Annotated in this window: 19 protein-coding genes; 12 read left to right on the plus strand and 7 right to left on the minus strand. The window is 54.6% G+C overall.

Annotated elements, in window-relative coordinates; genetic code table 11:
* Positions 1–14: 14 nt before the first annotated feature.
* Positions 15–1,064, minus strand: a complete 1,050-nt coding sequence (locus ERD84_RS10200; protein ID WP_130039503.1) for a Fe(3+) ABC transporter substrate-binding protein — start codon at positions 1,062–1,064, stop codon at positions 15–17.
* A 406-nt stretch (positions 1,065–1,470) separates the two neighbouring features.
* Between ERD84_RS10200 and ERD84_RS10205 the strand changes: the two genes are divergently transcribed.
* The 6 genes from ERD84_RS10205 to ERD84_RS10230 all read left to right on the plus strand — a co-directional run bounded on the left by ERD84_RS10205 (position 1,471) and on the right by ERD84_RS10230 (position 7,853).
* Positions 1,471–2,247 carry a ferredoxin--NADP reductase gene (locus ERD84_RS10205; protein WP_130039504.1) on the plus strand — a complete coding sequence of 259 codons (777 nt, stop codon included), beginning with the start codon at positions 1,471–1,473 and terminating at the stop codon, positions 2,245–2,247.
* 184 nt (positions 2,248–2,431) lie between these two features.
* Positions 2,432–2,818: a Rid family detoxifying hydrolase gene (locus tag ERD84_RS10210; RefSeq protein WP_130039505.1), complete on the plus strand. Its 387-nt coding sequence runs from the start codon at positions 2,432–2,434 to the stop codon at positions 2,816–2,818.
* A 13-nt stretch (positions 2,819–2,831) separates the two neighbouring features.
* Positions 2,832–4,931: an ATP-dependent DNA helicase RecG gene (gene recG / locus ERD84_RS10215; protein ID WP_130039506.1), complete on the plus strand. Its 2,100-nt coding sequence runs from the start codon at positions 2,832–2,834 to the stop codon at positions 4,929–4,931.
* A 77-nt stretch (positions 4,932–5,008) separates the two neighbouring features.
* Positions 5,009–5,959, plus strand: a complete 951-nt coding sequence (locus ERD84_RS10220; RefSeq protein WP_130039507.1) for a LysR substrate-binding domain-containing protein — start codon at positions 5,009–5,011, stop codon at positions 5,957–5,959.
* Positions 5,960–6,087: 128 nt separating this feature from the next.
* Positions 6,088–6,570: a Dps family protein gene (locus ERD84_RS10225; RefSeq protein ID WP_130040028.1), complete on the plus strand. Its 483-nt coding sequence runs from the start codon at positions 6,088–6,090 to the stop codon at positions 6,568–6,570.
* Positions 6,571–6,728: 158 nt separating this feature from the next.
* The gene (locus ERD84_RS10230) at positions 6,729–7,853 is read left to right on the plus strand and encodes a branched-chain amino acid ABC transporter substrate-binding protein (RefSeq protein WP_130039508.1); all 1,125 of its coding nucleotides are present in this window, start codon (positions 6,729–6,731) and stop codon (positions 7,851–7,853) included.
* A gap of 87 nt (positions 7,854–7,940) precedes the next feature.
* On the opposite strand, the gene ERD84_RS10235 is transcribed toward ERD84_RS10230, so the two are convergent.
* The 4 genes from ERD84_RS10235 to ugpB all read right to left on the minus strand — a co-directional run bounded on the left by ERD84_RS10235 (position 7,941) and on the right by ugpB (position 12,304).
* Positions 7,941–9,026 (minus strand): sn-glycerol-3-phosphate import ATP-binding protein UgpC, encoded by a 1,086-nt coding sequence (locus tag ERD84_RS10235; RefSeq protein ID WP_130039509.1) that lies wholly within the window; start codon positions 9,024–9,026, stop codon positions 7,941–7,943.
* Between the two features lie 51 nt (positions 9,027–9,077).
* Positions 9,078–9,920, minus strand: a complete 843-nt coding sequence (ugpE, locus tag ERD84_RS10240) for a sn-glycerol-3-phosphate ABC transporter permease UgpE (RefSeq protein ID WP_130039510.1) — start codon at positions 9,918–9,920, stop codon at positions 9,078–9,080.
* A gap of 42 nt (positions 9,921–9,962) precedes the next feature.
* The gene (gene ugpA / locus ERD84_RS10245; protein ID WP_130039511.1) at positions 9,963–10,847 is read right to left on the minus strand and encodes a sn-glycerol-3-phosphate ABC transporter permease UgpA; all 885 of its coding nucleotides are present in this window, start codon (positions 10,845–10,847) and stop codon (positions 9,963–9,965) included.
* 149 nt (positions 10,848–10,996) lie between these two features.
* A complete protein-coding gene (gene ugpB, locus ERD84_RS10250; RefSeq protein WP_130039512.1) occupies positions 10,997–12,304 on the minus strand; it encodes a sn-glycerol-3-phosphate ABC transporter substrate-binding protein UgpB in 1,308 nt (435 codons plus the stop codon).
* A 149-nt stretch (positions 12,305–12,453) separates the two neighbouring features.
* On the opposite strand from ugpB, the gene proC reads away from it, so the two are divergent.
* The 6 genes from proC (at position 12,454) to ERD84_RS10280 (ending at position 18,300) form a co-directional block, all read left to right on the plus strand.
* Positions 12,454–13,287, plus strand: coding sequence for a pyrroline-5-carboxylate reductase (gene proC / locus ERD84_RS10255; protein ID WP_130039513.1), 834 nt, complete (start codon positions 12,454–12,456; stop codon positions 13,285–13,287).
* A gap of 168 nt (positions 13,288–13,455) precedes the next feature.
* Positions 13,456–14,577, plus strand: coding sequence for a high-affinity branched-chain amino acid ABC transporter substrate-binding protein (locus ERD84_RS10260; RefSeq protein ID WP_130039514.1), 1,122 nt, complete (start codon positions 13,456–13,458; stop codon positions 14,575–14,577).
* Positions 14,578–14,681: 104 nt separating this feature from the next.
* Positions 14,682–15,608 (plus strand): high-affinity branched-chain amino acid ABC transporter permease LivH, encoded by a 927-nt coding sequence (gene livH, locus ERD84_RS10265; RefSeq protein WP_130039515.1) that lies wholly within the window; start codon positions 14,682–14,684, stop codon positions 15,606–15,608.
* Positions 15,608–16,834: a high-affinity branched-chain amino acid ABC transporter permease LivM gene (locus ERD84_RS10270; protein ID WP_130039516.1), complete on the plus strand. Its 1,227-nt coding sequence runs from the start codon at positions 15,608–15,610 to the stop codon at positions 16,832–16,834. Before livH ends, ERD84_RS10270 begins: the two co-directional genes overlap by 1 nt.
* Complete coding sequence (livG, locus tag ERD84_RS10275) at positions 16,831–17,598, plus strand: high-affinity branched-chain amino acid ABC transporter ATP-binding protein LivG (RefSeq protein WP_130039517.1); 768 nt, start codon at positions 16,831–16,833, stop codon at positions 17,596–17,598. Before ERD84_RS10270 ends, livG begins: the two co-directional genes overlap by 4 nt.
* Entirely contained in the window at positions 17,599–18,300 is a 702-nt protein-coding gene (locus ERD84_RS10280) for an ABC transporter ATP-binding protein (RefSeq protein ID WP_130039518.1), read from the plus strand.
* 152 nt (positions 18,301–18,452) lie between these two features.
* Here the strand turns inward: ERD84_RS10280 and ERD84_RS10285 are convergent, their stop codons facing one another.
* Both ERD84_RS10285 and ERD84_RS10290 read right to left on the minus strand, forming a co-directional pair.
* The gene (locus ERD84_RS10285; RefSeq protein WP_130039519.1) at positions 18,453–19,061 is read right to left on the minus strand and encodes a glutathione S-transferase family protein; all 609 of its coding nucleotides are present in this window, start codon (positions 19,059–19,061) and stop codon (positions 18,453–18,455) included.
* 20 nt (positions 19,062–19,081) lie between these two features.
* Complete coding sequence (locus tag ERD84_RS10290; protein ID WP_130039520.1) at positions 19,082–20,938, minus strand: alpha/beta hydrolase family protein; 1,857 nt, start codon at positions 20,936–20,938, stop codon at positions 19,082–19,084.
* Between the last annotated feature and the right edge of the window lie 81 nt (positions 20,939–21,019).

Consider the following 21,019-nt stretch of genomic DNA (forward strand, 5'->3'; position numbering starts at 1 on the left):
GTGTAGGTGTTTGCTTAGTTGTTGAAGCCGACCTTGTCCACTAACTCGCTGGCTTGCTTGCGATGCTTGGCAATTTCAGTCAGGGGTAGCGGATCGACCACCAGCGGGCCAAAGCTGGCTATAACGGGATCCAGTTTCACGCCTTCCCTGATAGGGTATTCATAGTTGGCATTAGCATACAGGCCTTGTGCTTTTTCGGAAACCAGATACTCAAGCAGCTTGACCGCATTCTCTTTGTTGGGAGCATACTTGGCAACAGCTGCGCCCGAAATATTGACGTGCGTGCCTTTGCTGTCTGCGCTGGCAAAGGTTGGACGCACCACTTTGATGGCATCACCCCATTTACGGTTGTCAGTGCCGGGTTCTGCGTTTTTCATGCGGCCTACATAATAGGCGTTGGCAATGCCGATATCGCAAATACCACCCAGAATGTCGCGAGCAACGTCGCGATCACCGCCGGCGGCCTTGCGACCAAGATTGTTCTTGACGTTGCGCAACCAGTTCTCGGTGGCCTCTGCGCCGTTATGGGCGATCATGGCTGCGATCAGGGCGGTGTTGTACGGATGCTGGCCGGAACGGATGCAGACTTTTCCTTTCCATTTTGGATCGGCAAGCGCTTCGTAGGTAATCGCGCTGACATCCAGGTCCTTTGCCACGTAGGCTACACGATCACGTAGCGACAAGGAGTACCACTCCGGGCCGCGCAGATTAGCGGGAATGGTTTCATTCAATACCTTGGATTCGATAGGCTGGGTGACGTCGGCTTCGACCAGATCGAGCAAATTGCCGATATCGACCGTCATGAGCACGTCGGCGGGCGATTTATCGCCTTCCGCCTTCACACGTTCAATCAAGCCGTCTTTAACAAAAACAGTGTTGACCGTGATGCCTGTGTCTTTGGTGAACGCGTCAAGCAGAGGTTGTATAAGCTTGGGCTCGCGCGTTGTGTACAGGCTGACATCGTCGGCGGCCAGTGCGGCAGTCGATAAGGTCGTCATGGCGGCGATACCCGCTAGTGCGGCAGTTTTAAATAAAAAGGGGAGCAGCGTTTTATGCGCACGCATGGAATTCTCCGGGCAGGTAGGTGAAAGTAAGTAAGGAAAATATAAAACTGCGAATGCAGTGATCTGTACCGAAATGAAAATGAGTCTCAAGTAGAGATGGAAAGATAGCAGACAACTAGAAACATTACAATACTGAATCTTGGCTGAATTACAGCAAACGGCATTAGGATATGCTGGGCAGGCCACCGAGATTTTTGATCTATGTTAAACAAGCCTCTGATAGTTGCCTGCCCGCATTTGCGTTTGAGGACTCACGTCGTATTATCCCTAATACCCCTTTGGCGTTTGCGGCGTTAGACGACAGGTAGGCCGGGTAGGCTAAAATCCAGTCTTTCCAGCCTGTGCATGCCGGCATGAGCCATGCTATTTCACCATCCATCACAGGCAATTATCTTTTATCAGACACATGGCAGCTTTTAATACAGAGCAGGTTCTTAACGTTCATCACTGGAACGACACGCTGTTTTCCTTTACTACTACGCGCGACCCCGCCTTGCGTTTTCACAATGGCCACTTTGTGATGCTGGGGCTGGAGGTAAATGGCAAACCCCTGATGCGTGCATACAGCATTGCCAGCGCCAACTACGAGGAAAATCTCGAATTTCTGAGCATCAAGGTCCAGGATGGCCCTCTGACTTCACGTCTGCAGCACCTGAAGCAAGGTGACTCGGTGTTAGTCAGCAAAAAGCCGGTCGGCACCCTGGTGGTCGACGATTTGAAGCCAGGCAAGCATTTGTACTTGTTTGCCACCGGAACCGGCCTGGCGCCATTCATGAGCATTATCAAAGACCCGGATGTCTATGAACGCTTTGATAAAGTCGTTCTGTTGCACGGCGTACGCTTCAAGAGCGAGCTGGCTTATTCCGACTATATTCAGAACGAACTGCCCAATAACGAATATTTTGGCGAGTTCGTGCGCGACAAGCTTATTTACTATCCCACGGTCACGCGCGAGCCTTTTGTTCATCAGGGCCGGATTACTCATGTCGTCGAAACAGGACAACTGTTTGACGATATAGGCTTGCCTCCATTGAACCCCGAAGTCGATCGCGCCATGCTTTGCGGCAGCCCCCATATGCTGGCCGACATAAGCGCCATGCTCGATAAGCGCGGCTTTGTTGTGTCTTCGGGTGTGGGCCAGCCCGGCGATTATGTCATTGAGCGTGCTTTCGTCGAAAAATAAATCAAAATTTCGCCAACAACAAATTAGAAAAGCCGAGCTTGGCGTTGTGTTTGACCAAGCCCAACCAGGCAAACATAACGCCGGCAACTGATTTATTGTGCCAGACAGCGAGTAGGGGCTTTTAATTTTAGCTATAGATGATTAAACTCCAATAGTTGTTTTAACGACTTAACTGAGACTTATCATGACTAAGCAAATTATCCACACTGATGCAGCTCCTGCAGCCGTAGGTCCTTATTCACAAGCGGTTATGGCGGGCCCTGGCAAAACCGTGTATTTGTCCGGCCAGATTGGTCTGGAACCCGGCACCGGGGAGTTGGTCTCTGAAAATTTTGAAGGCCAGGTAAGGCAGTCGTTTGCCAACATGCAGGCGGTGATCGAAGCTGCGGGCGGCAAACTCGAAAATATCGTCAAGTTGACGCTTTTTCTGACTGACCTGAGCAAATTTGCCAGTGCCAATGCCATCATGGCCGACATCATTCCACAGCCTTTTCCAGCGCGTTCCACGATAGGCGTAGCCAGTCTGCCCAAAGGCGCACAGTTCGAAGTCGAAGCGATTATCGTCGTTTAATCAGGCTATTTTGGTGGCTGCTCTCAAGGCGCCTGGCCGACGTTCCCGGAAGTCCGCCGCTGCAACGCAGGCGGCAGGTTCCGGCAGTTCGCTGGTTGAACGCAAGTTGCGGCACCTGGGCCTGCACCAGCCATCCGACTTTGTGGTGCATTTGCCTTTGCGCTATGAGGACGAAACCCGGGTAGTGCCCATAGCATCTGTGCAACCCGGTGCATCTGCACAGATAGAAGGTGATGTCATTCGCAGCGAGGTGCAGTTTCGGCCGCGCCGGCAACTGCATGCCATCATTCAGGATGACACCGGACAGCTGGCCCTGCGCTGGCTCCATTTTTATCCCAACCAGCAAAAGCAGGTGGAGGCCGGCAAGCGCATTCGCGTTAGAGGCGAAGTTCGCCATGGATTTGGCGGTTACGAAATGGTGCATCCCAAGGTCTCCGCAGCAGGTACGCCTTTGCCCCAGGCTTTGACTCCGGTCTATCCGGCTACCGATGGCTTGTCGCAAGCGAGCTTGCGCAAGGCGATCGATGCGGCGCTCGATACGGCCGATCTGTCCGACAGTCTGCCCGCCGAGCTGTGCCAGCGCTACAACCTGATTTCTTTTGCAGATGCCATACGAGTCTTGCATCATCCTCCGGCCAATGTCTCGTATGCTGACCTGATTGAACGCGAGCATCCGGCCTGGGTGCGTATCAAGTTCGACGAACTGCTGGCTCAGCAATTGTCGCTGGCGGCTGCCCGTGCGGCGCGACGCCGGCAGCGGGCTCCGGCGCTGACCGCCGTGCAGGCCGTGTTACCGCAGCAATTGCAAGCAAGCCTGCCTTTTGAACTGACGGGCGCACAAGCACGGGTCATAGCCGAAATTTCCCAGGATCTTCGGCGTACTTTCCCCATGCACCGTCTGCTGCAGGGTGATGTAGGTAGTGGAAAGACCATAGTCGCCGCCTTTGCGGCTGTTCAGGCCATCGCCAGCGGTTGCCAAGTAGCCATCATGGCGCCCACCGAAATTCTGGCTGAGCAGCATTTCCATAAATTGAGTGCCTGGCTGGAACCTTTGGGCGTGCATTTGGCCTGGCTGGCTGGCAGTCTTACTGGCAAGCAGCGCAAAGCGGCATTTGATGCCGTCGCGTCGGGTCAGGCGCAATTGGTGGTGGGTACCACCGCACTCATCCAGGAGAAAGTCATATTCGCCAAGCTGGGGCTGATTATCCTGGACGAGCAACATCGCTTTGGCGTGGGGCAGCGTCTGGAGCTCAGCCGCAAGGGCGAAGATTCATTGGGCCACGAAGCATTGATACCCCATCAGCTGAACATGAGTGCCACTCCCATACCCAGAACCCTGGCGATGACTTTCTTTGCCGATCTGGATGTTTCGGCGATCGACGAACTCCCGCCAGGACGCAGTCCCGTCCTGACCAAGCTGATTGCCGACAGCCGGCGCGACGAAGTGCTGGGCAGCGTCATGACCGAGGTGCGTGAGGGACGGCAGGCTTATTGGGTGTGCCCCCTGGTCGAGGAAAGCGAAGCCTTGCAGCTGCAGACGGCAGTCGATACGCACGCCCGGCTGGTGCAGGCATTACCCGATATGCGGGTCGGCTTGATACACGGTAAGTTGGCCACCGCCGAGAAGCAGGCCGTCATGCATGATTTTCGAGCCGGCAGCATAGATTTGCTAGTGGCGACCACCGTGATAGAGGTGGGCGTCGACGTGCCGAATGCGTCGCTCATGATTATCGAGCACGCCGAACGTTTCGGACTGGCGCAGCTGCATCAATTGCGAGGACGGGTGGGGCGGGGCAGTCTCCAGTCCATCTGCGTATTGATGTATCAAACGCCTTTGTCGATGATTGCGCGCCAGCGCTTGCGGGCGATGTATGAAACCGCCGATGGCTTCGACATTGCCCGACGCGACCTTGAGCTGCGCGGGCCCGGAGAATTCCTGGGCGTGCGGCAATCAGGTCAGGAGCTGTTGCGCTTTGCCAGCATAGACACTGATATCCGTATTGCCGAACAGGCCCGTGAGGCCGTTGTTGAACTGCGCGATCACTATCCCGGGCACGCCCAGTCGCATTTGCGCCGCTGGATGCGCAACAAGCAAGATTTCCTGCGCAGTTAGCGTAGTCATGCCCGGGAAGCTGGGCCGAGTAAGCGCCAAGATCAGTGATTTACTACATTTAATTTGCGAGACACACCATGACTTTGACTGAATTGAAATATATTGTCGCCGTTGCGCGCGAAAGGCATTTTGGCCGTGCCGCCGAAGCCTGCTTTGTCAGTCAGCCTACTTTATCGGTTGCGATACGCAAGCTTGAAGACGAATTGGGCGTGGTGTTGTTCGAGCGAGGAGGAACTGAAGTAGGTATTACACCCATAGGTTTGCGTGTTGTGGCACAGGCCCAGCGCGTGCTGGAAGAAGGAGCCAATCTGCGGGAAATTGCACGCCAGGGGCATGACCCGCTTGCAGGGCCCTTGAGAGTGGGTATTATCTACACCATAGGGCCTTACTTGCTGCCCAAGCTGGTACCCACGCAAATCTCGGCTACTCCCCAAATGCCGTTGTTGCTGCAGGAAAACTATACGACGCGCCTGCTCGAGTTGCTGCGTCAGGGCGAAATCGATTGCGCCATTGTGGCTTTGCCGCTGCCGGACACTGGTCTGGCCATCCATCCTTTGTACGACGAGCCATTTCTGGTGGCGGTGCCCAGGCATCACCCTTGGGCCGGCCGCAAAGAAATCGCCTCATCCGAACTGAAGGATGAAACCATGCTGCTGCTGGGTTCGGGCCATTGTTTCCGTGACCAGGTCCTTGAGGTGTGTCCCGAACTCTCGCGATTCTCAGCGGCTAGCGAAGGCATTCAGCGCAGCTTTGAAGGTTCATCGCTGGAAACCATACGCCATATGGTAGCTGCGGGCATAGGCGTGACAGTGCTGCCGTCCAGCTCCTTGTCTTTGCCCGGCGTGCAGAATGACTTACTGAGCTTCATACCGTTCAAAAAGCCGGTGCCCGATCGGCGCGTGGTGCTGGCCTGGCGTAAAAGCTTCCCGCGCCCGGCTGCCATAGAGGCTCTGATCGAAGCTGTTCGGGTCTGCCACCTGGATGGCGTCAATTATCTGGACCCGATGCCGGTTGGGGAGCTCGTGTAAGGGGATATGTCTGCTCGAGCACAAATATCATGGTGGCATGTTATTCTGATCTCACTCATATCACTTATGCTTTTTCGGAGGTATTCATGGCAAGAGCGAAAAAACTGGACAACAGCAAAGTTGAAAAAATGAGCGATAAAGGTCTACCTATAGACATCGGTATTTCCAGCAAGGATCGTGCTACGGTCTCACTCGAGTTGTCCAAAATGTTGGCCGACTCGTATACCTTGTATTTAATGACGCACAATTTCCACTGGAACGTCACCGGGCCGCTGTTCAACACACTGCATCTCATGTTCATGACGCAATACACCGAAGCGTGGCAGGCACTGGATAGCATCGCCGAGCGTATCAGGGCGCTGGGGCATTTTGCGCCCGGCACTTACGCCGAATACGCCAAGCTTTCGTCCATCTCCGAAACCACCTCGGTGCCCGATGCAGAAACAATGATTCAGCTATTGGTGAAGGGCAATGAATCCGTCGCAAAGACAGCGCGTACCGCCCTCAAGAAGGCTGATGCCGTCGACGACCAGCCGACTGTCGACTTGCTTACCCAGCGTCTGGATATCCACGAAAAGAACGCCTGGATGCTGCGCAGTCTGCTGCAGTAGGTCATAGCGCAATACGCGCTGCAAGCAGCACTCACGCTCCTCGGCGCTGGCGCCCACGGAGCGTTTTTAGTTTTCAGCATAGCGAAAACCCTGAAGCCAGACGACAGCGCTTCCGAGTCTTTCGGTGTATGCTTTCCTGCGTACTTTCAGGAGGCTATATGAAAATTCGTTTTACTCCCATTGCGGGTGCCATCAGTCTGGCTGCGGGCCTATTCGTCTCGAGCGGCGCCTTGGCTGCCGACACCATCAAAATTGCCGTGGCAGGGCCATTCACCGGCGCGCTTACTCAATACGGCACTATGGTCAAAGAGGGCGTCGATACCGCAGTTGAACAAATCAACGCCGCCGGTGGCGTATTGGGCAAACAGATCGAAGCGGTTACCATCGACGACGGTTGCGAGCCCAAGCAGGGTCCCGTCGTCGCCAACCGGGTGGTCAATGACGAAATCCATTATGTCGTCGGGCATGTATGCTCTGGTGCCACGATTGCCGCCACCGATATCTACAACAACGAAGGCGTCGTCATGGTCACTCCCTCGGCCACTTCACCGGCCGTCACCGATGACAAGAACTACGACATGATTTTCCGCACTATCGGGCGCGACGATCAGCAAGGCCCTGCGGCCGCCAAGTTCATCATAGAGAAAATCAAGCCCAAAGCCGTTGCCATCCTGCACGACAAGCAATCGTATGGCCAGGGCATTGCCAGTTCGGTCAAGAGTGAGCTCGAAAAAGGTGGCGTAAAGGTCGTGTTGTTCGAAGGGATCAACGCGGGTGACAGTGATTATTCCGCCGTCATTACCAAGCTCAAGAGCTCCGATGCCGATTTCGTGTATTACGGCGGTTACCACCCCGAAATGGGTTTGTTGCTGCGTCAGGGGGCTGAGCAGGGGCTGAAGGTTAAGTTCATGGGCCCAGAAGGCGTAGGTAACCCAGATATCAATGCCATTGCGGGTGCGGCAGTAGAAGGGCTGTTGGTTACCTTGCCCGCCGATTTCACCCAGGATCCGTCCAATGCGGCCATCGTCAAGGCCTTTACCGACAAAAAGCGCAACCCTAGCGGGGCGTTTCAGCTGACAGCCTATTCAGCAACTGTTGCCATCACTGAAGGCATCAAGGGTGTCGGCGCCGACGATCCAATAAAAGTGGCCGAATGGCTGCACGCCAATAAAGTATCCACCCCTATTGGTGAAATTTCCTGGAACAAGCAGGGTGACCTGAATGATTTCAAATTTGATATCTTCAACTGGCACAAAGACGGCTCCAAAACCGTATACCAATAATCTGCTTTCCACCCTTGCTGCAGCTTGAGCCGCAGCAAGGGTGGCTACATAAAAAATACCGGCTTCATCAGCCGGTATTTTTTATGATCAGTCTTCGATACGTTTTCCCGTATCCGGGTCAAACCAGTGTAGCGGGTGCACGCCGTCGCTCCCTACCTGGACAGCTTCACCGATCTGTAGAGGGTAGTCTTTGGTCAGGCCAACCGGGCAGCGAAGAATGATGGCGGTGTCACCACGGCGGCCATGGATCAGCTGTTCTGAGCCTAGTATTTCGACCATTTCCACATTCATTTGTATGCCGCTTGCATGCAGATGCATGTGTTCGGGCCGGATCCCCATAATGGCTTTGCGGTTGGCCAGCGAGGCCGGTACGGCAGCGGGGTCGATCTGCAAGGGCGCAGCATCTTCATCTTGTGCCTGGCGCTGATCGTTGATGTAAACGGGTATCAGGTTCATGGGCGGCGACCCGATGAAGCTGGCCACAAAGGTGGAGGCGGGTTTGTCGAAAACCTGGGACGGTGTTCCTATTTGTTCCGGAATTCCTTTGTTCATGACCACCATCCGCTGTGCGAGCGTCATTGCTTCAACCTGGTCATGGGTAACATACAGACTGGTGGTTTTGAGCCGGTGGTGCAGCTTTTGAATTTCCAGGCGCATTTGTACCCGAAGCTTGGCATCCAGATTCGACAGAGGCTCGTCAAACAGAAAGACTTTGGGATCGCGGACGATGGCACGGCCCATGGCCACTCGCTGGCGCTGCCCTCCCGATAGCTGACGCGGACGACGAGTCAGCAGATGGGATAGTTCGAGGATATGGGCGGCCCCTTCGACGCGGCTCTGTATCTCGGTCTTGCTGAGCTTGCGGATCTTCAGGCCATACGCCATGTTCTCGAAGACCGTCATATGCGGATATAGCGCATAGTTCTGGAACACCATGGCAATATCCCGCTCTGCGGGTTCGAGCTTGTTCACGACCTTGCCATCTATGCTGATTTCGCCGCCAGTAATGCCTTCCAGGCCCGCAACCATGCGCATCAGGGTGGATTTTCCACAACCGGAGGGTCCGACGATGACGATGAATTCACCGTCGGCCACTTCCATGTCTATGCCATGTATGACGGCGATATCGCCGGGATAGGTTTTGGTGACTTTGTTAAAACTTAAAGTAGCCATGTGTACGTCCAAAATCGGTATTGATGACGGTTTTCGCTATTGACAATGTATTTACTTTTCGGCATCGACCAAACCTTTGACAAACCATTTCTGCATGAAGATGACCACGGCGACTGGTGGAATCATGGCCAGCAAGGCAGTCGCCATGACCAGATTCCATTCCGTGACGCTATCACCGCCAGCTATCATGCGCTTAATGCCGATAACGACGGGATACATGTCTTCTTGGGTCGTGATAATGAGTGGCCACAGGTATTGATTCCAGCCGTAGATGAACTGAATGACAAACAGTGCGGCAATACTCGTGCGGGACAAGGGCAGGAGTACGTCCCAGAAGAACCTCATGGGGCCGGCACCGTCTATGCGGGCGGCTTCGATCAACTCATCGGGTACGGTCAGAAAAAACTGACGGAACAGGAAAGTTGCCGTGGCCGAGGCAATGAGGGGTAGTGTCAGTCCGGCATAGCTATTCAGCATACCCAGATCGGCCACCACCTTGTAAGTGGGTGAAATGCGCACTTCGACTGGAAGCATCAGTGTGACGAAGATCATCCAGAAAAAGAACATGCGGAAGCGGAAGCGGAAATACACCACGGCGAAGGCCGACAGCATCGAAATGACGATCTTGCCTATGGTAATGGCCAGCGCCATGACGGTGCTGACCCACATCATGCGCGCAACGGGGGGGGTATTGGCCGCTTCGCCTGCCAGGACGGTGCGGAAGTTTTCAATAAACTGATTGCCCGGCAAAAGCGACATCGGGGCTTGCGCCACCTCTTGGGCGGTTTGCGTTGAGGCGATCAAGGTGACATAGAGCGGGAAGGCGATAATCGCCACCCCAACGATCAGGATCAGATGAGTAATGATATCCAGAATAGGGCGGCGTTCAATCATGATGGCCTTGACGATAAAACAAAGAGAGGCTTTGGCCGGACATTAGTAATTGACCTTGCGATCTATGAAGCGGAACTGCACAACCGTCAGCAAGATGACGATCAGCATGAGAATGACCGATTGCGCTGCGGAAGAGCCAATGTCCAGTCCCTTGAAACCAGTGTTGTAGACCTTGTAGACAAGAATTGAGGTACTGGATCCCGGTCCGCCCTGCGTCATGATGTCGATGATGGCGAACGTGTCGAAGAAGGCGTAAATGACGTTGATGACCAGCAGAAAGAAGGTCGTAGGCGACAGCAAGGGAAAGACAATAGTCCAGAATCGGCGTGCCGGGCTGGCGCCATCGATGGCGGCCGCTTCGATGAGCGAACGGGGAATGGATTGCAAGCCTGCCAGGAAGAACAGGAAGTTGTAGGAGATTTGCTTCCAGACAGAAGCCAGTACAACCAGAATCATGGCGTCGTTGCCATCCAGTCTTGGATTCCATGCAATGCCGTTGTCAGCCAGAAACACGGCCAGTATCCCTACCGAAGGGGAAAATAGAAACAACCACAACACACCTGCCACGGCGGTAGCCACGGCATAGGGCCAGATCAGCAAGGTCTTATAGATTCCGGCTGCCTTGTGAACCACCCGATTGGCCATGACTGCCAGTAGCAGGGAGATAGACAGCCCCAGGACTGCCACCAGTACGGAAAAAACGGCAGTAACCTTGAATGAGTAGACATAATCGGCGTCATCGAACAGTGCAACGAAATTGGACAGCCCGACAAACTGGGATGACAGGCCAAAGGGATCTTCGAGCCGGAACGATTGCCACATGGCCTGGCCGGCGGGCAGAAAGAAAAAAATAACGGTAATCGCCAACTGCGGCGCGAGCAGCAGGTAGGGGAGCGTCTTGTGGCTGAAAGTTACGCGTTTTTCCATGTGGGAACGGATGTGAGTAAATGCTGACCGGGATTAAAACACAAGCAAGCGGCCTGGCGCTGGCACAGACGGGCTTGGCAGGTGAATAGAAAATGCCGTAAGAGATGCCAGGCAGCCCTCTTACGGCAGCGATTTTAAGCCAGGAAGACTTACTTTACGCTTTTTTCGAAACGGCTCAGCAGTTCATTGCCCCGCTTGACCATATCTTGCAAGCCTGCTTCGGGGGTCACCTTGCCCGCGAAGATCTCTTCCATGACGCCATCTTCGATGTCACGGATTTGAGGCAGGTAGCCCAGACGTATGCCGCGCGAGTTCTCGGTGGTGGTGGCGTCAAGCTGCTTGACGGCCACATCGGAACCCGGGTTTTTTTCATAGAAACCGGATTTCTTGGTGAGTTCGAAGCCGGCCTTGGTAACGGGAACATAGCCAGTGCCCTGATGCCATTGGGCTGCCTGCTCGGGGCTGGAAATGAACTTGAAGAATTGAGTCACGCCTTTATAGACTTCGGGGCTTTTCTTGGCAAATACCCACAGTGATGCACCGCCGATAATCGAGTTCTGTGGTGCGCCATCGACGTCGTCATAGTAAGGCAGCGAAGATGTGCCGAATTCGAACTTGCCGGTTTTGATGATGTTGGCGCGATTGCCGCTGGAACCGGTGAACATGCCGCATTTACCCGACGTGAACAGCGCGTTCGATGCATCGCCGCGGCCACCGTAGGTGAATGTGCCTGCCTTGGACATATCGGCGAGGAAGCTGATATGGCGCACAAACAAAGGCTTATCGATGGCCAGGCGTGCATCCAGGCCACCAAAACCATTGTCTTGCGTTGCATAAGGCGTGTTATGCCAGGCACCGAAGGTTTCCAACTGAATCCAGGAGGGCCAGGAAGTGGTGTAGCCACATTCCATGCCAGCCTCGCGCAGTTTCTTACCGGCTTCGGCTACTTCCTTCCATGTCTTGGGTGGATTTTCAGCGTCAAGGCCGGCTTTCTTGAAAGCATCTTTGTTGTAGTAGAAAACAGGCGTCGAGCTGTTGAATGGCATGGATACCAGTTTTCCGTCGGCCGACGAGTAGTAGCTGGCCACAGCGCCCAGGAAGTCATCGGGGTTGATGGGGCTGCCGGATTCTTCCGACATTTCCTGCACTGGCTTGATGGCACCCTTGGCATACATCATGGTGGCAGTGCCTACCTCGAAAACCTGCAGAATATCGGGGGCCTGGCCACCACGAAAGGCGGCAATGCCTGCATTCATGGATTCGCCATATGTACCCTTGTAGACGGCATGTACGACATAATCAGACTGGCTTTTATTGAAATCATCAACCAGTGCATTGACACGCTCACCCAGGGCTCCCTGCATAGAGTGCCAGAAGTTGATATCGGTGGCGGCGTGAGCCGTGCCTATGCTGGCAATCACGCCGGCCAGAGATAATGCAAAAAGCTTGACTCGCATGAGTTGTTCTCCTGTGTTGTCTGTGATGCCGCGTATGATGGACCCGGCGCGGGACAGAGTTTATTTCACGTTTATGACGCTGGCGTGACTGTAACGAGAAGCGTAGTCTTTCGTCAATGTGAAATTCCTGGCGCTACAATATTGTCACTATGAACCAAGAACTCACTATCGCCTTTATTGGTGGCGGCAATATGGCCTCCGCTCTGGCAGCAGGCCTGATTGGAAAGCGCTGCGGTGCCCACGACGTGCATGTCATTGATATCAATCAGGCAGTCCTGGACCGCTGGGCTGTGCAAGGCACGACGGTATCGCAGGCCCCCGACGACATGCTGGCCAGGCGCCGCCTCTGGATCCTGGCTGTCAAGCCGCAATATCTGAAAGAGGCCGTCATGCAGTGCCGGCCGTTCCTGCAAGAGGATACGTTGGTAGTAAGTATTGCTGCGGGCATTTCGGCCGAAACGCTTTCGAGCTGGCTGGGGAGCGATGACAAGCCATTTACCCGGATCGTACGCTGTATGCCCAATACTCCTGCATTGATTGGAGCCGGCGCCAGTGGGTTATTGGCGCTGCCGGGTGTATCCGAAGACGACAAAACAGTCGTACAGCAGTGCATGCGTGCAGTCGGAGAGGTCACTTGGGTTGATACCGATGCTCAGATTGATGCCGTGACTGCGCTGTCGGGAAGTGGTCCCGCCTACGTCTTTCTATTTATCGAGGCCCTTATACAGGGGGGTATCAAGCAGGGTCTGGACGAAGATCAGGCCCGCACACTTGCTTTGGCCACTGTGACGGGTGCCACCCAGCTTGCTGCACTGTCGCACGAAAGCCTGCAAATCCTGCGTGAACGTGTTACCTCGAAAGGAGGTACCACCGCCGCTGCCCTTGATGTCTTGCAGAGCCAGAACTTCCCGGATATCGTGCAGCAGGCCATGCTGGCCGCCTATACACGTGCGGCCGAGTTGTCGAGCGAATTTGCCCAATGAAATCGTGAGTTCTAAGGGCTTATCCGTAGTGACATGCCAGGGGCTACTCGTCAGAATACGCTAGCCGTTACTAGGCGTAAGCTAATAAAAACTGGCCCGCCGCAGCAAGCCATGCGATGTCGCACAATGATTTCGTCAGTGGTGGGCTCAACCCGGAGAAGCACAGGCATGAAGGTTCTTAGAAAATTATCACCATTGGTCATGACGCTGGGCGCACTGACGCTGGCAGGCAGCGTTTATGCGGCCGACACAATCAAAATCGGCATTCCCCAACCTATGACTGGCCCGGCCACCCAATATGGTGATCAGATCCAGGCTGGTGCCCTGACGGCTATCGAAGCCATCAACGAAGCAGGCGGCGTAAAGGGCATGAAGCTCGAACCCTTGCTCATAGACGATGGCTGCGAGCCCAAGCAAGCAGTCCCTGCCGCCAACCGGGTCATCAATGAAGGCGCCAAGTTTGCGGTCGCGCACGCGTGTTCGGGCACTACTGTTCCTGCCGTAAACGTCTACGAACAGGAAGGTATTGTTGCCATTACCCCGGGGGCTACTTCGCCGCTGGTTACCGATACCATCAAGCCGCACTTTTTCTTCCGTACCATTGGCCGTGATGACCAGCAAGGTCCTTTTGCTGCCAAGTACATCATCAATACCCTCAAGCCAAAAACGGTCGCCATCCTGCACGACAAGCAAACCTATGGCTCGGGTGTAGCTACGCAAGTACGCGATAATCTGTCCAAAGACGGTGTCAATGTCGCCCTGTTCGAAGGTATCAACGTAGGCGACAGTGATTACTCGGCGGTCATCACCAAGCTCAAGTCGCTTGATCCTGACCTGATCTACTTCGGTGGCTACCATGCCGAGCTGGGTCTGTTGCTGCGCCAGGCGCGTGAACAAGGTTTGCAAACCCAGTTCATGGGTCCTGAAGGCGTTGCCAATAAAGACTTGGTCGCCATTGCCGGTCCCGCCGTGGAAGGTTTGCTGGTTACCCTGCCGGCCGACTTCACCAAGCTGCCTGGTAACGAAAAAGTGCTGGAAAACTTCAAAAAAGCCAACCGTAGCCCCGACGGCGCGTTCACGCTGACAGCCTATGCAGCCGTGCAAATTCTGGTCGATAGTATCAATGCTGTTGGCCAAGACCCTGAAAAAGTCGCTGATTACATGCACAGCAACACCTTCAATACCGCCATCGGCAAAGTGGAATACGATGCCAAGGGTGACCTGAAGGAATTCGAGTTTGCCGTATACAAATGGGACAAAGAAGGCAAGCTTGAGCAGCTGAAGCTTTAATTTGCAAAGCAGTCCGCTCCAGCCCGGTCGGGCTGGAGCTTCTTTTCTTCTCCCGGTTAGTCTGTGCCTACCTTCCAGATTAACGTACCGGAAATATCCGTTTTATGTCTGAGATTCTTCCCCAACTTACGCAACAGCTGTTCAACGGCCTGTCGCTTGGCGCCATTTATGCCCTGATTGCCATTGGCTACACCATGGTCTACGGCATTATTGGCATGATCAACTTCGCCCACGGCGAAATCTATATGATCGGGGCGTATGTCGGTCTGGTGACCCTTTCTGCCATCGGTGTCGGCAGTGGCCTGCCGCTGGTAGTTATTATTCTCATCATGCTCATTGTTGCCGTGCTGGTTACCGGTGTGTATGGCTATGCCATTGAGAAGGTTGCCTATGCGCCATTGCGCGGCGGACCACGTCTGGTGCCACTTATTTCCGCCATCGGCATGTCGATTTTCCTGCAGAACTGGGTGGCCATCGGCCAGGGCGCGCGCGACATGGCCGTGCCCGCACTCGTCACAGGCTCGTTCCAATTCCAGATGGGCTCAGACTTTGTGGTTACGGCACCGTATTCCCGCATCATGATTATTGTCGTGACGGTGCTCATGATGATCGCGCTGTCGCTTTTCATTAAATACTCCCGTGTCGGACGCGCGTCGCGTGCTTGCTCACAAGATTTGCGCATGGCGAATCTGCTGGGCATAGACACTAATCGCATTATTTCCTTTACCTTCATTATCGGTGCCATGCTGGCGGCCGTGGGCGGTGTGCTGATTGCATTGGCGATCGGCAAGCTCAATCCGTTTATTGGGTTCATCGTAGGTATCAAGGCATTTACCGCTGCCGTCCTGGGCGGAATAGGCAGTATCCCCGGGGCCATGCTGGGTGGGGTGCTGCTGGGCTTGGCCGAAACGTTCGCGGCTGCCTACATCTCGTCTCAGTACAAGGATATTGTCGCGTTTGGCCTGCTGGTATTCATCTTGCTGTTCCGCCCAACAGGGCTGCTGGGCAAACCTGAAGTGGAAAAAGTGTAATGGGTAACAACATCAAAAACGCATTGATCGCAGCCGTTATGGCTGGAGTCATTATTGCGCCTGTCTTCGGTTTGCAGATTGTCCGTAGCGGCATGCAGACACATCTTAAGCCCGAGTGGAACATGATTCTTTCGGGTATGGCCATTGTTTTCATCTTCCAGATGATTCGGCCGGTGTTTGGCCGGGTATTCAAATCTTCCGGTAAAAAACGCAGTATGCCGGTGCTCACCGAACCAATGCGGCGCGGGCTTATCTTCCTGCTGATCGCTCTTGCGCTGGTCTGGCCATTTACTACAGGTCGTGCACAAGTCGACATTGCCACTCTGGTACTGATTTATGTCATGCTGGGGCTGGGCCTGAATATTGTGGTGGGCTTTGCAGGGCTGCTGGATCTGGGCTTTGTGGGGTTTTATGCCGTCGGTGCTTATACCTATGCCCTGTTATATCACTGGGCAGGCTGGGGCTTCTGGGAGGCCCTGCCTTTTGCCGGCGGCATGTCGGCATTATTCGGCTTCCTGCTTGGTTTTCCGGTATTGCGCCTGCGCGGCGACTATCTGGCCATTGTCACGCTGGGTTTTGGCGAAATCATCCGCTTGATGCTGATCAATCTGTACACCCTTACAGGTGGTCCCGATGGCATCTCAGGCATTCCTAAGCCTACTGTTTTTGGCTTTCCCATGGCTCGTCGCGCACCCGAAGGTGTGACGACCTTCCATGAGCTGGTTGGCTGGAATTACGATACCCAGGACGTCATCATTTATCTTTACCTGATGGCCTTATGCCTGGCCCTGATCACCTTGTTCGTTTCCAACCGCGTCATACGCATGCCTATAGGCAGGGCCTGGGAGGCTTTGCGCGAGGATGAAATCGCCTGCCGCTCCCTGGGGCTGAACCCTACGCGCATCAAACTGTCTGCCTTTACCATGGGGGCCATGTTCGCCGGCTTTGGCGGTGCTTTCTTTGCCGCTCGCCAGGGCCTGGTCAATCCCGAGTCTTTCACTTTCATCGAGTCGGCTCTGATTCTGGCTATTGTTGTGTTGGGTGGCATGGGCTCGCAGGTGGGGGTCATTCTGGCCGCCATCATACTGACCGTGGTGCCCGAGATTGCGCGTGAGTTCGCAGAGTATCGGATGTTGATCTTTGGTTTGGTCATGGTGTTGATGATGATGTGGCGCCCTCAAGGCTTGCTGCCCGTCAAGCGCCCGCAGGTGGAGTTGAAAGCATGAGCGAAGTATTGCTTGAGGTGTCGGGTCTGACAATGAGGTTTGGCGGTCTGCTGGCAGTCGACCACGTTGAATTCAATGTGAAGTCTGATGAGGTTTTTGCCATTATTGGCCCTAATGGCGCGGGCAAAACCACTGTATTCAATTGTGTTGGCGGTTTTTACAAGCCGACCACCGGAAACATTGTCATGGACGGTAAGCCCATTCAAGGCTTGCCCAGTCATAAGGTCGCGCAGCATGGACTGGTCCGTACCTTCCAGAACGTCCGCTTGTTCAAGAGCTTGACCGTACTCGAGAATCTGCTGGTGGCGCAGCATACTCATATCGAAACCGGCTTGGTGCAGGGTTTGCTGAAAACACCCAGTTTTCGCCGTTCTGAACTAGAGGCGCAAAAGCGGGCCGCTGAATGGCTGGACTTCATGGGTATACGTGAATATGCCAACCGGGAGGCAGGCAATCTGGCCTACGGTCACCAGCGTCGCCTTGAGATTGCGCGTTGCATGATTACCCAGCCACGTCTGCTGATGCTTGATGAGCCCGCTGCGGGCCTTAATCCACAAGAAAAACGTGATCTGCAGCAATTGATAGATCTGTTGCGCAAGGAGTTCGGCGTAGCTGTTCTTCTAATCGAACACGATATGAGCCTGGTCATGGGCGTTTCTGACCGCATTCTTGTCATGGAACACGGTAAACCCATTACCACAGGGTTGCCTGAGGATGTTCGTACCGACCCTCGTGTCATCAAAGCTTATCTGGGGGAAGAGTAAGTGCTTAAGCTCCAAAACGTACACACCTACTATGGTGCCATTCAAGCGCTTAATGATGTCTCGGTCGAGGTCAACAAGGGCGAGATCGTTACCCTGATCGGCGCCAATGGCGCGGGCAAGACAACGCTGCTCATGACGGTTTGCGGTTCGCCGCGCGCCAGCAGTGGCACAGTGACCTTCCTGGATGAAGATATCACCCAGAAGGACACGCACACGATCATGCAGCGCGGCATTGCCATTTCGCCCGAAGGCCGCCGGGTGTTTCCTGACCTGACGGTAGCCGAAAACCTGAAGATGGGCGGCTTTTTCCTGAAGCGTGACGAAATCGAGGCCGGTCTGAATCACGTATATACTTTGTTTCCTCGCCTAAAAGAGCGCGCGAATCAGCGCGCCGGTACGATGTCGGGTGGTGAGCAGCAGATGCTGGCCATAGGCCGCGCCTTGATGACCAAGCCGCAATTATTATTGCTGGATGAGCCTACCCTGGGTTTGGCACCTTTGATCATTGCGCAGATTTTCGACATTATTCGCACGATCCGGGAAGAGGGCGTGACTGTATTCCTGGTTGAGCAAAATGCCAACAAGGCGCTGCAAGTGGCTGATCGTGGCTACGTGCTCGAAACCGGGAAGGTGGTGCTGGCAGATACGGGTGCGAATTTGCTGCTCAATGATGAGGTGCGAAAGGCGTATCTGGGGGCATAAGCTGGAGTCTGTTTGCTGGCCATTTCATCGTGCTCTGCTGTTAGAGGGGCCTTGAGGTGGAACCGGCTACAGCGTGCTTTTTCTTGCGTTTACGTCGTCCAGCTGGACGACGGGTGAACTCACTCCCTCTGACAGCACCGTGCCTGATTTGGCTACGACAGCCCTTGCGCCTTCAGCGCTGCCTGCACGCCGGGATCTTGCTCCATCCGGTCGTAGAAGGCCCATAGGTTCTTCATGTCGCTAATATCGACTTTCTTGGCACGGGTCCAGCGCAGCAGAGTGTACAGATAGGTATCGGCAATGGAGCGTGTGCCGGCAATCCAGTCCTGGCTTTCCAGTTGCTTGTCGGCTACCGCGAATAGCTGTCGCAGCTTGGCTGATGACTTGGCAATCAGTTCGTTCTGGAATTCCTCGGTGCTGGCCAGAGCCTGGGCACCGAAGATATTGCCGAAAGTGCGGTGGAGGTCGGCGTTGCAGAGCCCCAGCCAGCGCCGTACTTCAGCACGGCCGCGGGGAGTGTCGGGCATCAACTTGGCTGATGGATTCAATTCGGCGATGTACTCGAGGATGGCTGCGCTTTGAGTTAGCACGAAGTCGCCGTCAACCAGGGTGGGCACGGCACCCAAAGGGTTCAGTGCCAGGTACTCCGGCTGCTTGAGCGCTTCACGGCTGACAAGCTGCAGCTCGTAGGGCTGGCCAGCCCATTCGAAGGCGATGTTCGATGCAAGTGGGCAGGCGCCCGGGAGATAATACAGTTTCATGAGGATGCTTCCTAATTAGCCTATTCGGCGGATGACGGATTCAAATGCTGCGCAAGAAATGCTTCCATGCGTTCATAAAATTCAAATTTGTTTTCATCGTTATGGAAACCGTGGCCTTCGTTGTCCTTGACCATATACTCAACTTCGACGCTACGGGCCTGCAGGGCAGCTACCATTTGGTCGCTTTCGTCTTTGTTGACTCGGGGATCGTGCGCTCCCTGGGCAATGAATAAGGGCGTAACAATACGATCGGCATTGAGTGCGGGAGACGTAGCCACCAGTCGCTCGCGATCGGTGTCGGGGTTGCCCACCATACTGTGCATTTTGGTGAGCATGGGCTTCCAGTAGGGCGGTATGGTGTTCATGAATGTGAGCAGATTCGATACGCCTACATAGTCTACTGCGGCTGCGTACAGGTCGGGGGTATAAGTGATGCCAGCCAAAGTGGCATAGCCGCCGTAGCTGCCGCCATAGATGGCAATGCGCCTGGGGTCGGCAATGCCCTGTGCCACCAGCCATTGCACCCCGTCGGTAATGTCGTCCTGCATGGCCAGGCCCCACTGGCCGAAGCTGGCCTCCCAGAACTCACGGCCATAACCGGTGGAGCCGCGAAAGTTCATTTGCAGGACGCAATACCCACGATTGGCAAGAAATTGCGTTTCGGGATTGAAGCCCCAGCCGTCGCGGGCCCAGGGTCCTCCGTGGGGATTAATGATGCACGGCAGATTTTTGGCCTCGCGCCCGACGGGCAAAGTCAGATAGCCATGTATGGTCAGGCCGTCACGCGATGGATAGCTGATGGCCTGCACGGGTGCCATATCGTGTTCGTCTAGAACAGGGTTGATATCGGCAAGCTTGTCCAGTGTATTGCGGGCTGCATCGTAAATATGGCGGCTACCAGGTGTGCGATCGTTATAGGCAGCGACGATGAACTTGTTCTCGTCGCGCGTGCTGCTTTGGAAAGTGACATCGTAGCCTTCAAGCATGGCACTAACGCATGCATGGCGTTCGGCACTGATCTTGTCGAAGAAGTGATATTGAGGCTTGTCGGACTGGTAGACGGCAGCTGTCAGCACTTGGCGCAGCCGCGAGTACCCGGCGCCGTCCAGATCATTTCCAGTGGCGCTGAATATGAACTCTTCGTTGTCGGGATCATCCGGATGGATGATAACGAGGGCCAGATAGTTGCGTCCGCGATTGCTTAGCGCGTACATGGCGCGGTTGTCGGGAGTAAAGAATTGAGGGACTACGCTGGTGCGGAAGTCGGTAGTGATAATGGGTTGGAATTCGTCGGCTTCGGTGTCACGGTAGAGAAGGGTGGTGTGCAAGCCGTCGCTGGCAATGCCGGCCCGCACATGACCTTTGTGGTCAGTCTGCCAGCCGATGATGTTGCCAGGGTTTTCGGCGACCAGCGTCAATTGACCGCTGCGGATATTCGCCCGGTATACATCGAAGACTTCGGGATTGCGCCCGTTGTGGCTGATCAGAATATGATCGGGGTCATCTTCCAGATCGTCTTCGATGCTGGCGCGTACCCCGGGAAATGGTGTCAGGTCGGTAAGTGTGCCGCTCTTCACGTCTACGGTCAGTACATGAAAATTTTCATCGCCCTTGAAGTCTTTTTCATAAATGATGGTGTCTGAGCCTTTCCAGAAATACTGCGCAATATCGCGTTCGGTTTCTTTGGTTAGCTGGCGTATGGCGCCGGTAGGCGTGCTGCCGTCAAGTGCTTGAACACAAACATTCATGCGGGCAGCCTGCCCGTCTATGCTGACCGGCTCCATGAATCCCAGCATGGCACCGTCATCGGATAAACGGAAAAAACCGCGCTCGGGATTACGGAAAAAGTCCTGGACAGCATATTTCTTTAACGTCATAAGGGGAAGCCTCAAGTTTAGTGCGGTACGCTGGTTGACGATTGCTTGTGCAATACGCATTTCCCATTACTATATCGGATT

This window comes from Pollutimonas harenae (assembly GCF_004153685.1).
Taxonomy (GTDB): domain Bacteria; phylum Pseudomonadota; class Gammaproteobacteria; order Burkholderiales; family Burkholderiaceae_B; genus Pusillimonas_C; species Pusillimonas_C harenae.